Origin of the sequence: Actinomadura miaoliensis (assembly GCF_039536785.1) — a bacterium.
Taxonomy (GTDB): domain Bacteria; phylum Actinomycetota; class Actinomycetes; order Streptosporangiales; family Streptosporangiaceae; genus Spirillospora; species Spirillospora miaoliensis.
The window spans coordinates 185,842-199,792 of record NZ_BAAAZG010000059.1 but is presented as its reverse complement, the minus strand read 5'-3'; the positions used below and the strand labels follow the sequence as shown (position 1 = coordinate 199,792).

General features: G+C 71.8%; 14 protein-coding genes and 1 tRNA gene. 7 read left to right on the top strand and 8 right to left on the bottom strand.

Features of this window, described 5'->3' with window-relative positions; genetic code table 11:
- Positions 1 to 27 precede the first annotated feature (27 nt).
- The 3 genes from ABD811_RS37660 to ABD811_RS37650 form a co-directional block, all read right to left on the bottom strand.
- Positions 28 to 768 (bottom strand): DUF6461 domain-containing protein, encoded by a 741-nt coding sequence (locus ABD811_RS37660; RefSeq protein WP_344957362.1) that lies wholly within the window; start codon positions 766 to 768, stop codon positions 28 to 30.
- Positions 769 to 1,573: 805 nt separating this feature from the next.
- Positions 1,574 to 1,649: transfer RNA gene (locus ABD811_RS37655), tRNA-Lys, on the bottom strand.
- Between the two features lie 103 nt (positions 1,650 to 1,752).
- Complete coding sequence (locus ABD811_RS37650) at positions 1,753 to 3,039, bottom strand: cytochrome P450 (RefSeq protein WP_344957360.1); 1,287 nt, start codon at positions 3,037 to 3,039, stop codon at positions 1,753 to 1,755.
- Between the two features lie 23 nt (positions 3,040 to 3,062).
- Between ABD811_RS37650 and ABD811_RS37645 the strand changes: the two genes are divergently transcribed.
- Both ABD811_RS37645 and ABD811_RS37640 read left to right on the top strand, forming a co-directional pair.
- Complete coding sequence (locus ABD811_RS37645) at positions 3,063 to 3,470, top strand: PaaI family thioesterase (RefSeq protein ID WP_344957358.1); 408 nt, start codon at positions 3,063 to 3,065, stop codon at positions 3,468 to 3,470.
- Complete coding sequence (locus tag ABD811_RS37640; protein ID WP_344957356.1) at positions 3,467 to 4,174, top strand: dienelactone hydrolase family protein; 708 nt, start codon at positions 3,467 to 3,469, stop codon at positions 4,172 to 4,174. Before ABD811_RS37645 ends, ABD811_RS37640 begins: the two co-directional genes overlap by 4 nt.
- Here the strand turns inward: ABD811_RS37640 and ABD811_RS37635 are convergent.
- From ABD811_RS37635 to ABD811_RS37625, 3 genes are read right to left on the bottom strand one after another with little or no spacing between them, the layout of a single operon-like run.
- Complete coding sequence (locus tag ABD811_RS37635) at positions 4,143 to 5,015, bottom strand: ADP-ribosylglycohydrolase family protein (RefSeq protein ID WP_344957354.1); 873 nt, start codon at positions 5,013 to 5,015, stop codon at positions 4,143 to 4,145. The two genes, ABD811_RS37640 and ABD811_RS37635, sit on opposite strands and share 32 nt — an antisense overlap.
- Before the next feature lie 11 nt (positions 5,016 to 5,026).
- Entirely contained in the window at positions 5,027 to 5,365 is a 339-nt protein-coding gene (locus ABD811_RS37630; protein ID WP_344957352.1) for a hypothetical protein, read from the bottom strand.
- Entirely contained in the window at positions 5,362 to 8,052 is a 2,691-nt protein-coding gene (locus ABD811_RS37625; RefSeq protein WP_344957350.1) for an ATP-binding protein, read from the bottom strand. Before ABD811_RS37625 ends, ABD811_RS37630 begins: the two co-directional genes overlap by 4 nt.
- A gap of 113 nt (positions 8,053 to 8,165) precedes the next feature.
- Between ABD811_RS37625 and ABD811_RS37620 the strand changes: the two genes are divergently transcribed.
- On the top strand, positions 8,166 to 9,242 hold the full coding sequence (locus ABD811_RS37620) for an alkene reductase (protein ID WP_344957348.1): 1,077 nt from the start codon (positions 8,166 to 8,168) through the stop codon (positions 9,240 to 9,242).
- 323 nt (positions 9,243 to 9,565) lie between these two features.
- Here the strand turns inward: ABD811_RS37620 and ABD811_RS37615 are convergent, their stop codons facing one another.
- Both ABD811_RS37615 and ABD811_RS37610 read right to left on the bottom strand, forming a co-directional pair.
- Complete coding sequence (locus tag ABD811_RS37615) at positions 9,566 to 10,063, bottom strand: C40 family peptidase (protein WP_344957345.1); 498 nt, start codon at positions 10,061 to 10,063, stop codon at positions 9,566 to 9,568.
- A 1,083-nt stretch (positions 10,064 to 11,146) separates the two neighbouring features.
- Positions 11,147 to 11,443, bottom strand: a complete 297-nt coding sequence (locus tag ABD811_RS37610; protein WP_344957343.1) for a YiaA/YiaB family inner membrane protein — start codon at positions 11,441 to 11,443, stop codon at positions 11,147 to 11,149.
- A 243-nt stretch (positions 11,444 to 11,686) separates the two neighbouring features.
- Between ABD811_RS37610 and ABD811_RS37605 the strand changes: the two genes are divergently transcribed.
- The 4 genes from ABD811_RS37605 (at position 11,687) to ABD811_RS37590 (ending at position 13,867) form a co-directional block, all read left to right on the top strand.
- Complete coding sequence (locus ABD811_RS37605) at positions 11,687 to 12,073, top strand: SCO5389 family protein (RefSeq protein WP_344957341.1); 387 nt, start codon at positions 11,687 to 11,689, stop codon at positions 12,071 to 12,073.
- A 170-nt stretch (positions 12,074 to 12,243) separates the two neighbouring features.
- On the top strand, positions 12,244 to 12,861 hold the full coding sequence (locus tag ABD811_RS37600) for a nucleotidyltransferase (RefSeq protein WP_344957441.1): 618 nt from the start codon (positions 12,244 to 12,246) through the stop codon (positions 12,859 to 12,861).
- The gene (locus ABD811_RS37595; RefSeq protein ID WP_344957339.1) at positions 12,858 to 13,103 is read left to right on the top strand and encodes a BON domain-containing protein; all 246 of its coding nucleotides are present in this window, start codon (positions 12,858 to 12,860) and stop codon (positions 13,101 to 13,103) included. The genes ABD811_RS37600 and ABD811_RS37595 overlap by 4 nt, the downstream gene beginning before the upstream one ends.
- On the top strand, positions 13,100 to 13,867 hold the full coding sequence (locus tag ABD811_RS37590; RefSeq protein WP_344957336.1) for a metallophosphoesterase family protein: 768 nt from the start codon (positions 13,100 to 13,102) through the stop codon (positions 13,865 to 13,867). The genes ABD811_RS37595 and ABD811_RS37590 overlap by 4 nt, the downstream gene beginning before the upstream one ends.
- The last annotated feature ends 84 nt before the right edge of the window (positions 13,868 to 13,951 follow it).

The following is a 13,951-nucleotide window of genomic DNA, read 5'->3' as shown; positions in this document are numbered from 1 at the left end:
AGGGGGCGTTTCGACAACAATTGATGATCAGTCGTCGATGAGAAGGCCGGTGAGAAGTTCCCCCCGCGTGATCAGTTCTCTCGGGAGAGCCAGCCCGAACCTGCCTTCGAACATGCGCAGAACCCGGGTATCAATGTCCGGCAGGCTGATCCCATGCTGGATCGGTGCTGTTCCGTCAACGTGCAGGAGCCCGTGACTCATCATGTCATCGACGAGCATGTCCGGGACCTGACCGCTGCGGACATGGAAGTCCGGTGATGTGAACTCGCAGGCAACCTCGGAGTCCATCGCCACAACCCACCACGACGCGGCGTTGACGTTCCGCTCCAGCGATACGGCAACGGTTCCAGCGGATACTGCCCGCACCGCCGTTGGTGCATCCACGATGATCGATCCATACCATGCCACCGCAAAGGCCCACTCCTCTACCCGGCCAACACGGACAGCCTGAGCATTGACGTCCTCGTCCTCAGTCTCGATTAGCCCTCCATCTCGCCAGGACAGGGGTTCCTCAGACACCAGGTCGCAACCCAAACGAGCGAGCAGTTCAACCGGCTCCAAACCCTGAGCAAAGACCAACCAATAGCCGAGTTCGAAGAAATTGTCTCCCGCCACCCAGTGGATTCCGTCACTAGTCATCAGTTCAGGGCGGCAGAGCCTAAAAGACCTGCGCCCATCCTCCTTTCGGCGGCAGGGTGTCGCCAAGCTCAGTTCGTCGCGTAATGCCAAACTGGCGATATGACGTGTTGGCATAATGGTAGCGTCCATTGGTATCGTACCGCCCTCCAAGGGCTGTAGGTTTTCGCCTCTGGTACGAGTCCAGTGCTGCCCGCGCGTCCTGACGGCGAGGATCGGCCACTGGCCTCAAAATCCTGGCCACCCTGAATCGCTTGCTGGCCGACGTTTTGTTCGACCACCTCATGATCTGTTCGGCAACTCGTGTGACTGCTGGACGGCCATGCGATGCCGCGATGCTGTTCCGCCTGGTTGTGCGCGTGTTGCGGAGCCGTGCTGCTGCGGCCGCTGATTTGTGATGCGGTCGATGCCAGGCCAGTGCCGACGGTGGTGAGCCGTGGACTACTTCACGCTGCGGCACGGCGGGTCTGCGCCCCTGCTCCTCGAGCGGTCCACCCGTTCGGTGGACGTGCCCTCACCGCCAGGCCGCACGTTGACAGTCTTGGTGTGTGCGCATTGGTGTAGGTGTGGCCGTGTCGGGGCGGCGTCCTACCTCAGTGGAGACCGTCCGTCAGGGGCCCGGATGTGATGCAGGGCGGTCACCGCCACCAGGTGTAGCTCTACCGCGGTGACTGGCTGAGCTCGGCTTGCTGTCGTGACTGTTTGGTCCGCGTTCGCGCTGTTCCTGTCTGCCTGCTCCGGCAGCACGCGCTGCCCCGACGGCGGTTGTCGCTCCACTCGATCAACATGCCCAATTGAACGATGGGGGTGGTGGCTTGGTTGGGCGGTCGTCCCCGGGTTGGCCCCGCGAGCCGACATGGAGGCAACGTGGGAACGAACCGGGGCGAAGCTGGCGGGGGACATACCGGGGCGAACTTGCGTTTGCCCAGGTCAAGCGTGGTGGGTCGCGTGGGACTCGAACCCACAACCTACGGATTAAAAGTCCGGAGCTCTGCCAATTGAGCTAGCGACCCTGGGGGTGTGGTGTGGTTCTCACCGGCCTTCGTGGTGGTAGTCCTGTCCGATCAGAGTCTAGAGGGCGGTGTGGGTGCTCGCATCCGAGTATGGCCAGGGGGGCTAGGTGAGGCGGACGGGGAGGTGTTTGAGGCCGTTCTGGAAGTTGGAGGCGAGGCGGACGGGGGTGCCGGTGCGTTCGACGTGGAGGGGGAGGAGCTCGGTGAAGACGGCGCGCATCTGGGTGCGGGCCAGGTGGGCGCCCAGGCAGTAGTGGGGGCCGAAGCCGAAGCTGACGTGGTCGTTGGGGGTGCGGGTGATGTCGAAGCGGTCCGGGTCGGGGAAGACGGTCTCGTCGCGGTTGGCGGAGGCGTGGTAGACGACGACCTTGTCGCCGGCGCGGATCCGGACGCCGGACAGGACGGTCTCGTGGGTGGCGGTGCGGCGGAAGTTCATCACCGGGGGCCAGTAGCGGAGCATCTCCTCGATGGCGGTGGCCAGGTGGGAGGGGGTCTCGCGGAGGCGGCGGAACTCGGCGGGGTGGTCCAGGAGGGTGAGGAGGCCGCCGGGGATGGCGTTGCGGAGGGTCTCGTTGCCCGCCACGGCGAACAGGAAGAACATGTTCTCGAACTCTGAGCGGGTGAGGCCGCCCGCGAGCATGCGGGACATGATGTCCTCGCCGGGGGCGTGCCGTTTGACGTCGGCGAGGGCGTGGGCGTAGGCGAACATGTCGGCCAGGGCGGCGCGGGAGCGGGGGTTCATCGGACGGCCGTCGGGGCCCGTCAGGGAGCGGGGGCGGTGCGTCAGGGCGTCGCGGCCGAGGGGGGTCAGGGACGCCTGGTCGGCGGTGGACAGGTCGGCGTGGTCGGGGTCCTGGTAGCCGATGACGCGGGACGCCCAGTCGTACAGGAGGCGGCGGTCCTCGGCGGGGACGCCCATGATCTGGGCGAGCGTCCAGACGGGCAGGTCGGCGGCGACCTCGACGAAGTCGATCTCGCCCTGGCCGGCGGCGCCGGCGATCAGGTCGCGGGCGCGTGCGGCGATGGTGGCCTCCAGGGCGCGGACGGCGCGCGGGGTGAAGGCGGCGGCGACGATGCGGCGCAGGCGGGTGTGGCCGGGCGGGTCCTGGTTGAGCATCATCGACCGGACGAAGGCGAGGTCTTCGGGGGTGTCGGGGTCGCGGATCTGGGTGGCGCCCAGGCGGGAGGAGAACGATTCGGGGGTCCGCAGGACGTGCTTGACGTCGGCGTGGCGGAACACCGCCCAGTAGCCGGGGCCGGGAGGCCAGGGGCCCACGGCGGGTTCGGGGATCCAGCGGACGGGTGCGGAGGCGCGCAGCCGCCGGAACGTGGCGTAGGGCACGTCCTCGGCGTAGGTCGCCGGAAGGAAGATCTCTTCGTGCGTCGGCACCTTTCCATTGTCATCATGACGGGATGACGATGACTCCCGCCGACGGCGACCGGATTCTGCGTGAGAACTTCGCGCCCTGGGTGCAGGACCTCGGGCTCACCGTGGAGGAGGTGGGGGACGGGCACGCCACGCTGCGGCTGCCGTGGTCGGATCGGCTGGCCCGGGAGGGCGGCGGCCTGTCGGGGCAGGCGCTGATGGCGGCGGCCGACACCGCCACGGTGATCGCGGTGTCCGGGGCGCGGGGCGGGTTCGTGCCGATGACGACCGTGCAGCAGTCGACGACGTTCCAGCGGCCCGTCGTCGGGACGGACGTGCTGGTGACGGTGCGGATCACCAAGCTGGGGCGGACGCTGGCGTTCGCCGACGTGACGATGACCGCCGACGGGTCCACGGCCGCCATGGCGAGTACGGTCTACGCTCTGCTGGCATGAGCAAAACGATCAAGGTGGTCGTCCCCGACGGCGAGTTCGACCTCCATGTGTGGGAGCCGGCCGGCGGGAGCGGACCGGGCATTCTGCTGATCCAGGAGATCTTCGGCGTCGGCGAGTACATCCGCGCGGTCGCCGAGGACCTGGCCGGGCTCGGTTACGTGGTCGCGGCCCCGGACCTGTTCTGGCGGCTGCAGCCCGGCTGGGCGGTCCCGCACACCGAGGAGACCGTCAAGCAGTCGATCGAACTGGGGGCGCGCTTCGACGCGGAGAAGGGCGTCGACGACCTGGCGGCCGCGCTTGAGCTGCTGCGGGAGCTGCCGCAGGTGACGAACGGTGTCGGGGCGCTGGGCTTCTGCCTCGGCGGGACGATGGCGCACCTGCTGGCCGCCCGGGCGGATCTGGACGTGGCCGTGGCGTTCTACGGATCCGGCGTTCCGGACGCTCTTCAGCTGCTCGACCAGATCAGCTGCCCGATCCTGTACATCTTCGGCGGGTCCGACCCGTACATCCCGCGTGAACAGGTCGCGCGGGTCGAGGAGGCCGTCGCGGGACGGGCCAACGCGACCATTCAGGTGCTGGAGGAGGCGGGGCACGCCTTCCACAACCGCAAGGCGCCGATGTTCCACCAGCCCGAGCCCGCCGCGCGCGCTTGGGAGCTGACGGAGGAGTACCTCAAGCGGAACTTCCCGGCTCAGCCCAGGTAGGGAGGGGTTCGGTGGCCGCCAGCCACTCGGCGGGCGGCTGGGCGTCCGCCGAGGCGGCCACGATGCCGCCGACGATCGCGCAGGTGGTGTCGACGTCGCCGCCCGCCGCCGCGGTCGTCCAGAAGGCCTGCGCGTAGTCGTCCAGGTGGCGGGCGGCGGCCCACAGCGCGAACGGGACGGTGTCGTGGGCGGCGACCCGGCTGCCGTTGCCGAGGACGGCCGAGGCGACGGACGGGTCGGAGATCGTCAGCAGCCGCCGCGCCTCCGCGATGCCGTCGCGCACCTTGCCGGGCGGGACGTGCCGCAGGATCGAGTCGATGAACACCCCGGGCGGCCGGTGGCCGGAAGCGGTCAGGGCGGCGGCGACGGCGACGGCGATCGTCCCGGCGACGGCCTCGGGGTGCGCGTGCGTCACCACGGCCGACCTCTCGGCCTGGCGCGCGGCTTCGGCGGGGTCGCCGGCGTACCAGGCGCCGAGCGGCGCGACCCGCATCGCGCCGCCGTTGCCCCATGAGCCCTGGCCGTCGAACGTGTCGCGGGACAGCACGCGCCAGTCGCCGCCCTCGCGGACCAGGCGCAGCAGCCGGTTGGTGGACGGGCCGTAGCCCCGGTCGAAGTCGTGGTGCGCGGCGAAGCTCGCGGCCAGAGCGTCCTGGTCGACGGTGCCGTGGCGGCGGAGGACGTGCAGCACCGAGCAGGCCATCTCGGTGTCGTCCGTCCACTGCCAGGGCGCAGGCGGAAGGGCGCGGTCGTCGAACGCGGCGCGGTTGGCGGGGACGAAGAACTGCGAGCCGAGCGCGTCGCCGACCGCCAGTCCTCGCAGGGAGAGGTGGGCGTGCATCGCACCGCACCCTATCCCGGCCAGAGCGGATCCTCCGTCTCCAGCAGCCATGCCCAGGTGACGGCGGGGTGCAGGAACTCCTCGCCGTCGGCCTTCCGGCGCGTCCACACGTCGCCGTCCCAGCCCTGCGGGGCCAGGCGGCGCAGCGCGGCCACGCAGTCGGCCGCCGGGACGGGCGGGACGACCGAGACGCTGAACTCCAGGTACTCCGGGATCTTCCAGTACGGTCCCTGGGCCAGCACCAGCACCTCGCCGTACCGGCGCAGGCGCCGCGCCAGCCAGGTGGCGACCGCCCCGCCGTACGCCTCGCCGGCCTCGGCGAAGATCCGCAGGTTGACGGTGCCGTTCACGACTCCGCCCGCCCCACGGCGCCCAGCAGCCGGGGCAGTTCCCTCCGGGAGGAGACGCCCAGCTTGGGATACGCCTTGTAGAGGTGGTACTCCACCGTCCGCGGGCTCAGGAAGAGCTGGGCGGCGATCTCGCGGCTGCTCACGCCGTCCGCCGCGAGCCGCACGACCTGCCGTTCCTGCGGCGTCAGCCGGTCGAGCACGTCGGGTGCGGCGGCGGGCGCGGCGGCGCCGGTCTCGCCGGTCGCGCGCAGTTCGACGCGGGCTCGTTCGGTCCACGGCGCGGCCCGCAGCCGTTCGAACGTCTCCAGGGCCGAACGCAGCGGGGCGCGGGCGTCCGAACGGCGCCGCGACCGCCGCAGCCACTCGCCGTAGAGCAGTTGCGTGCGGGCCCGTTCGAACGGTCTGCCGCCGTGCTCGACGTGCAGGCGGACGGCCTCGGTGAACGGCTCTTCGGTGTCGTCCAGCAGGGCCCGGCAGCGTGCCGCGACCGCCAGTGCCCACGGCTGCCCGCCCGCCCGCGCCCACCGCTGGAACCGCTCCAACGGTTCGCGTGCCCGGTCCGGGGTGCCCGCGCGGACGGCCGCCTCCACCCGGTCGGCGTCGGCGGCCGCCATGCGATGCGCCACGTCGTCGAAGTGGCGCAGGGCGTCGGCGTGCCGGCCGAGACCGAGGTCCAGCAGGCCGAGCGCGTACGCGGCGTCGGGCGGCGCGTCGGCGAGCAGTTCGCGCACCCGCCGCTCGTCGCCCTCGATCGCCGCGATCCGCGCCAGGGTCGCCTTGAGCGGTCCGGTGCTCTGCCGCAGGCCGATGTCGCGGGCCAGCGCGAGCGCCTCGGCGACGGTGCTCTCGGCGTCGCGGTGCAGCCCGGCGGCGATCTGCGCCTGCGCCTGGGCCCGCAGGACGCCCGGCAGGGAGCCGACCAGGCCGCCCGCGCGGCAGTACGCGGCGTGCGCGGTGGCCAGCTCCAGCGTCGCCTCGTCGTCGCCGACGATCAGGCCCGCGTGCACGGCCTGCATGCGGCGGTCGGCGCGGGCGGCGTCGGCGGCGGGGGACGCCGCGGCCGGAGAGGACGCGTCCGCGGCGCGCACCTCGGCGATCATCTCGGCCAGCAGGGGCAGCCCGGTGGCGTGGTCACCGGCGGCGACGAGCGCCATGCCGTCCACCGCCTTGTCGGGACGGCCCAGCGCGCGCAGCCGTTCGGCGGCGTCCCGCACCCCCGACAGCTCGCCCGACGTCCAGGCGTACGTGGCGGCGGTCCGGAGCATCGACTGGGCCTCGGCGGGCGCGGCGTCCGCGGCGTGCTCGACCAGCAGCCGCGAGGCGGCGCACGGATCGCCGCGTTCGAACTCCACCGCCGCCCGGACGGACGCCAGCCGTGCCCGTTCGGCGGGGTCGCCGGCGTACTGTTCCGCCTCCGCCGCCAGCGACAGCGCGGCCGCGTGGTTGCCCGCCCGCAGGACGGCCGACGCCGCGTACCGCAGCCGCCGCGCCCGTCCCGGCAGGGCGGGGGTGAGCCGTGCGGCCTGCCGGTACAGGGACGCGGCGGTGTCGAAGTCGGCCAGCTCGCCGGCCCGCCCGGCCTGGGTCTCCAGGTCGGCGGCGACGCTCTCGTCCGGTGTCACGGCCGCCGACGCGCGGTGCCGGGCCCGGCAGCCCGGATCGTCGGCGGTGTCGGCCAGCGCCCGGTGCACCTTGACCCGGCGCGCCGACGGGGCGTCCTGGTAGGCGGCGGCGCGCACCAGCGGATGCCGGAAGGTGATCGAACTGCCCGCCACCTCCACCAGCCCGGCCTGCTCGGCCGCCGCCAGGTCGGCCAGGTCCACGCCGAGCCGCTGCGCGGCGCCCAGCAGCGACGGCATGTACCCGCGTCCTTCGGCCGCCGCGATCAGCAGCATGAGCCGGGCGCGCTCGGGCAGGGCGGCGACCTGCGCGCGGAACGAGGCGAGCACCCGGTCGGTCACCGGCAGCGGCGCGGCCCCGCCGTCGGACAGCCCGCGCCGTGCGGCGGCGAACTCGATGAGCGCCAGCGGGTTGCCGGCCGACTCGCGGAAGACCCGGTCGTGCAGCGCGGCGGGCAGCCCCTGCTCAGCCAGCAGCCGGCCCGCGTCGGCGCGCACGAGCCGCCGCGGCCGCAGCTCGGGCAGGCCCGTCCCGCCGAACGTCTCCTCGCGGGTGGCGAACAACATCGCCACGCCCTCGGCGGCCAGCCGCCGCGCGGTGAACAGCAGCGCCTCGGCCGTCCCGCGGTCGATCCACTGCAGGTCGTCCACCAGGCAGAGCACCGGCTGCCTCTCGGCCAGGTCGGCGAGCAGCGTGAGCAGCGCCAGCCCGGCGGCGAACCGGTCGCCGGGCCGGTGTTCCACGCCGGCGCACAGGCCGAGCACGGCCTGGAGGGTCTGGGCGTGGACGGGCGGCAGCGCGTGGATCCGCTCCTGCACGGGCCACAGCAGCTGGTGCAGCCCGGCGAACGGGATGTCCTGCTCCGCCTCGACGCCCGTCGCGCGCAACACCCGCGTCCGCGGGGCGCCGTCGTCGGCGTTCGCCGCCGTGTGCTCGGCGTGCTCCAGCAGTGCCGACTTGCCGATGCCCGCCTCGCCGCGCACGACGAGGGCGCCGCTGCGCCCGGCGCGCGCGTCGGCGAGCAACCGGTCGATCTCCGCCAGCTCCGCTTCCCGCCCGTACAACACGCCCCCAAAGTTACGTGGCCGACCCCCGAAACCCTACGGATTCGGCCCGTACCGCCCCGCTCCTAGGTTCGTGGACGTCTACCGACAACCTTGAAACCCCTTGGGAGAACATCGTGGACGAGCTGTTCGAGCCCGTGACCGTCGGAAAGCTGGAACTGCCCAACCGCCTGGTGATGGCCCCGATGACCCGCAGCCGGGCCACCGAGGACGGCCGAGTGACCGAGGTGACCGCCGAGTACTACGCCCAGCGGGCCGCCGCCGGTCTGATCATCAGTGAGGCCGTGCAGCCGAGCGTGCGCGGCCAGGGGTACGTGCTGACGCCGGGATTGCACTCCGCCGAGCAGACGGCGGCGTGGCGCGCGGTGACCGACGCGGTGCACCGCGAGGGCGGCCGCATCTTCGCCCAGCTCATGCACGGCGGCCGTGTCGGGCACCCCGTGCTGTACCCGGACGGCGGCCTGCCGGTGGCGCCGTCGCCGATCGCCTCGGGCGGCCAGCTGTTCACCCCGGACGGCATGCTCGACCACCCGGTGCCGCGCGAGATGACGCTCGACGACATCGCCGAGGCGATCGAGGACTTCGCCGCCGCCGCGCGCAACGCGGTAGAAGCCGGGTTCGACGGGGTCGAACTGCACGGCGCCAACGGCTACCTGATCCACCAGTTCCTGGCCGACGGCAGCAACCGGCGCACGGACGCCTACGGCGGTTCCATCGAGAACCGCGTCCGCTTCGCCGTGGAGGCGGTGGCCGCCGTCGCCGACGCCATCGGACCCGAGCGGGTCGGGCTGCGCATCTCGCCGGGGAACGCCGTCAACGGCGTGACCGAGAGCGACACCGCCGACCTCTACTCCGAGCTGGTCCGCGCCGTCGCCCCTTTCGACCCGGTGTACCTGCACATCATGGAGGTGGGGGACCGGGCCCTGACCGAGCGGCTGCGCGCGCAGTGGCCGGGCACGCTGGTCCTGAACCCGCATCCCACCCCCGAGGCGTTCCCGGCGACCGTCGAGCACGGCGTCGCGGCGCTGCGGGACGGGGTCGCCGACGTGGTGGCCTTCGGCGAGCTGTGGCTGGCCAACCCGGACCTGCCCGCGCGCATCAAGGCCGGGGGCCCCTACAACGAGGCGGACAGGGCGACCTTCTACGGTGGCGACCACCGCGGCTACACCGACTACCCGCTGCTGGAAGCCTGACCGGTGTCCTCACGGCGGTCGCGCCGTGAACACAGGTGAGCGCTCCGGCGCCATGGGGATGGTGCCGGAGCGCTCACCGTGATGCAGCCGAGAAGCCCCGTCATGGCCGTCTCAGCTTCTTTGTGCTGCCCTGGGGTTCAGCTGCCCAGGGCCGTTCGTGGACCGCGTCGCCCGCGTCCCGCGTCCGAGCGGGGTCCGTGCCCCGCGCCGGGGCCGGCGTGCCGGTGGTGCGTCCGCGCCGATCGCACGATGGGACGCCGCCCTGGGCGGGGTCGGATGAGGGGGATGCGGGACGCGGGCGCGGGCGTCGCGGGGACCGCGGATCAGTACCCGGGACGGACGGCGCCGCTGAAGTTGCGCTTGTAGTAGCCGGTCAGCTTGATCTTCTTGACCCGCTTGCCGGAGCTGGGCGCGTGGATCATGTAGCCCTTGCCCACGTAGATGCCCATGTGGCTCTTACCGGAGTAGAAGAACAGCAGGTCTCCCTTGACGGCTCCCTTCCAGGAGACCTTGTACTTGACCGCCCGGTAGATCTGCTGGGTGGTGCGCGGCAGCTTCACTCCCGCGCCCTTGCGCCAGGCGCCACCGGCCAGACCCGAGCAGTCCCAGGACTTGGGACCGGTGCCGCCGTAGCGGTACGGGTCGCCGATCTGCTTGTAGGCGTACTTGACGGCGGCGGCCGCGCGCTTCTTCTGCTTGGCCTTGCGGGAGGCGGAGATCTTCGCGCTCACCAGGGTCGCCGTCTCGGGGGCGACGGTGATGGCCTGCGCGCCCTGCTGCGACGTGGTCCTCGGTGCGGCCTCGGGCTCGGCGGCCCGCACCGAGCCGGCCGCGACGAGGCCGGCTCCCAGCGCGGCCGTCGCGGTGAGCGCGACGCCGCCCGTGAGCGCGCCGCGGAGGCCGACCTTGGACCTGGGGGTGGTTCGGGGGGTATGCAGAACTGCTCCTGACCTAGCTCTTGACGCCTACCGGGGCAGCCCGCGCGCACGCGGTGTCACCGCGCTCGCGATAGGGGATGCTGGGGCCGCTCGGCGGCGGTCGCGTCCTGGGAAGCCGGACACGCCGCTGGCCTCGGGGCCCGCACCGGTTCCGTGTCTCCGGTCGACACGGATTCGGCTCGACGGCGGTCTGCTCGGCGCCGGGCGGCCGGTGTCTCCGTTGACCGGCTCACGCTCCCGGGGCTTCCGGGATGGGGGGCGGCGCCACCGCCCGTCGTGGATGTTCTGTTATCGGCAGCGGCAGCGGTGCCGCGTGCTGGAACCGGCATGAAGGTAGCCACGGCTCGGGATATCCGGCAAATCTCCGATGCCGTCCGGAAGGGTGGACAGGTGTCCGGCGAGAACCCGTCCGAGCCGTTCTGCCTGGGCGAATACAGTGCGGTATTAGCGCATTGTGATCTGAATCACATTTGATGCGGATAGGAAAATCTGCCGTCCGCGCCGGGCGTGTCGCGGGGCTCGGATACGGCCTCGGCGCCTCGCCTCCGGCCTCCGTCGAGGGTCACGGTCTGTAGTGGACGGCCGTGTGCCATCCCTCCGGGGTGACATCTCGCATGCTGGTCAAGGCAATGGAGAACAAAAGCAATTCGGGACACTTTACTCTGTGTGATGTCGGCGTCGCTTAGCCGATAGATAATTGTCCGCTCTGTGATTAACCCCACAATGGCCGCCGAAGTTGATCTCTGCGGCCTTCCGGACCGTAACGGATGGACGGGTGTACCGGACGCCGGGAGGTGCCTGGAGCGGTCCATTCGGTTGCGCTTCGTGTCGGCCCGAACACGTCGACGGCGCCCGTCGGGTGACGGGCGCCGTTCCATTCGGTGTTCGTCGGGCCTTTGAGGCGCGTCCGGCGGCCCCTCCCGGTCGATAACGGTTGCGTTACTCGCGGCGGTATTCAGCTGTCGCTCAGCTCCAGGCGGCGGCGGAAGGGTCGACGTACGGGGCGTTCGGGGGCAGTACCTGCCCGGACGCCTCGCGCCGAGCCGCCGCCGCGCCGGCCTCCTGGCGGTCGCGCACGCACTTGGCCAGCGTGAAGGTCGAGGTCGTGACGTAGAGCATGCCGAGCGCCAGGAAGGCGCGGATCCAGATCGGCGCCGGCAGGTAGACGATCCCCAGCGTGACCGCGGTGATCGACACCACGAACGACAGGATCGCCTGGACGAAGAATGCGGTCGTGCCCTTGAGCTGCAGCAACGCGTTCATGTGCCCACTGTGCCGCGCGGCGGGCGGCTGCGCCTGAGTAGAAGTGCGCACTGACCTACTCAAGTCCGCGCCCTCATGTCCGGGCCCCCGACCGGCCGTCCGTCTGGGCATTTCCGGCACATTTTCGTATCCATGCCGGAATCGGTCATTCGTCACCGAGTGCGTTCGCGTTGAAATGAATATCGTTTTCGTGTCACCCTGGTGCACGGATCGTTCCGACCCGTAACCGAGGGGAGACATGCCATGTCCCTGACCGTCGACGACCGGCTCCTGGAGCGGGCCCGGCAGGGCGAGGTGGACGACGCGGAGTTCGTCGACTGCGTCCGCCGGTCGCTGCCGTACGCCTGGCAGGTCATCAGCGACGTCGTGACGCGGATGCGCGACTCCGCCGACGGCTTCGCCGACAACACCACCCCGCCGCCGGACGAGCGCGCCCGCGGCCAGCTCCTGCGCGTGCTGGCCAGCGACGCGATGCGCGGCGCGCTGGAACGCCACTTCGGCGTCCGGCTGGCGTTCCAGAACTGCCACCGCGTCGCGGCGTTCGCGCCGGGGGAGAGCCGCCGCCACGCCGAGTTCGTCACGCCCCGCGCCCAGTTGCTCAACCAGTCCCCGGAACTCGTCGACTGCTGAGCCGGCCGCCGCACGGCCCACCCGGCGGTGCCCGGCCGGACCACCCGGCTGGGCACCGCCAGGAGGTCCTCCGCAAGCGCTGCGGATCGGACTGAGGTGGGCATGACCCCTGAATCTGCGGGTACCGCCCTCCGGGACCGGAACCGACCCAAGGGAAACGTGTGGAGAACATGCAGACCAAGGCCGGACGCCCCGAATCCGGCATGGCCGGGACGCCGGAGCAGGCGGGCTGGTCCGGTCCGGAGCGCCTGCTGCTGACGCTCAAGCGCGCGGCCGCCGTCCTGCAGGAGGCGGACGTGGAGTTCGCACTAGCGGGCGGGTTCGCCGCGTACGCGCACGGCGCCGCGGTGTCCACCCACGACGTCGACTTCATCCTGCGCGAACGCGACGTGGAGCCCGCCGCCGAGGCGCTGGTCAAGGCGGGCATGCGGCGCCGGGACTGCCCGGAGAACTGGCTGGCCAAGGTGTACGACGGGGACCAGCTCATCGACCTGATCTACCATCCGTCCGGCCGTCCGGTGGACGACGCGCTGCTGCGGCGGGCCGAGGAGCAGACCGTGGCGGCGGTGCGCATGCAGGTGCTGCCCGCCACCGACCTGGTGGTCATGCGGCTGCTGGCGTTCTCCGAGACGTCCTGCGACTTCTCGGAGTACCTGCACGTGTGCCGCGCCCTGCGCGAGCAGGTGGACTGGCCGCGGGTGGCCGAGGAGACCGCCGACTCCCCGTACGCCTACGCGTTCCTGGTGCTGCTGTCCAGGCTCGGCGTGATCGAGGGGGAGTTCCTGTGACCGACGTACCCGGTTACCTGGCCGCGCACATCCAGGAACGGCTGGCGGCCGAGGCCCACGAGCTGGGCATCCGCGTGGACGTGCACGGCGACGTGGTGTACCTGCGCGGCGAGGTCGTCACCGAGGAACGGCGCCGTGAGATCGAGGACGCCGCCCGGGGCGCCGCCGAGGGGCACCGGATCCGCAACGAGGTGTCCGTGGTCACGGCGCGGGAGCCGGACGGGGAGGAGACGCTTTCATGATCCGTGTCGCCGCCGTGGGCGACCTGCACGTGGGGCCGGAGGTCGCCGGAAGCTACCGTGAGCGGCTGTCGGCGCTGCCCGACCAGGCCGACGTGCTGCTGGTGGCCGGGGACCTGACCCGGCACGGCACCGTCGAGGAGGGCCGCGTCGCCGCGGCCGAGCTGCGCGACGCCGGGGTGCCGGTGATCGCGGTGCTGGGCAACCACGACTACCACTCCAACGCCGAGAACGAGATCACCGCCGTCCTGCGGGACGCGGGGATCACCGTCCTGGAGGGCGAGGGCACCGTCGTGGACTGCGGCGGTGTGCGGCTCGGCGTGGCGGGCGGCAAGGGCTTCGGCGGCGGCTTCCTGGGCCGCTGCGCCAGCGACTTCGGCGAGCCGGAGATGAAGGCGTTCGTCCGGCACACCAAGGATCTCGCCGACCGGCTCGGCACCGCGCTGCTCGGCCTCGACTGCGACGTGCGGGTGTCCCTGACGCACTACTCGCCGTCCGAGGACACCCTCGCCGGGGAGCCGCCGGAGATCTACCCGTTCCTGGGCTGCTACCAACTGGCCGAGGCGATCGACTGCGCCGAGGTCGACCTGGCCGTGCACGGGCACGCGCACAAGGGCACCGAGAAGGGCGTCACGCCCGGCGGGGTACGGGTGCGCAACGTGGCGCTGCCGGTGATCCAGCACGCGTACGCGGTGTACTGCCTGGGCGAGCGGCCGGATGCCGAGGCCGAGTGCCCGCCCTCCGCCGAACACGCCGCAGTGAGCTGACGCAGTGAGCTGACGCCGCGAGCTGCCCTTCGCCACCGCCGATCGATCGCCCGCCGAGAGGCCCCGGCCGGGGCACCGCGCGCC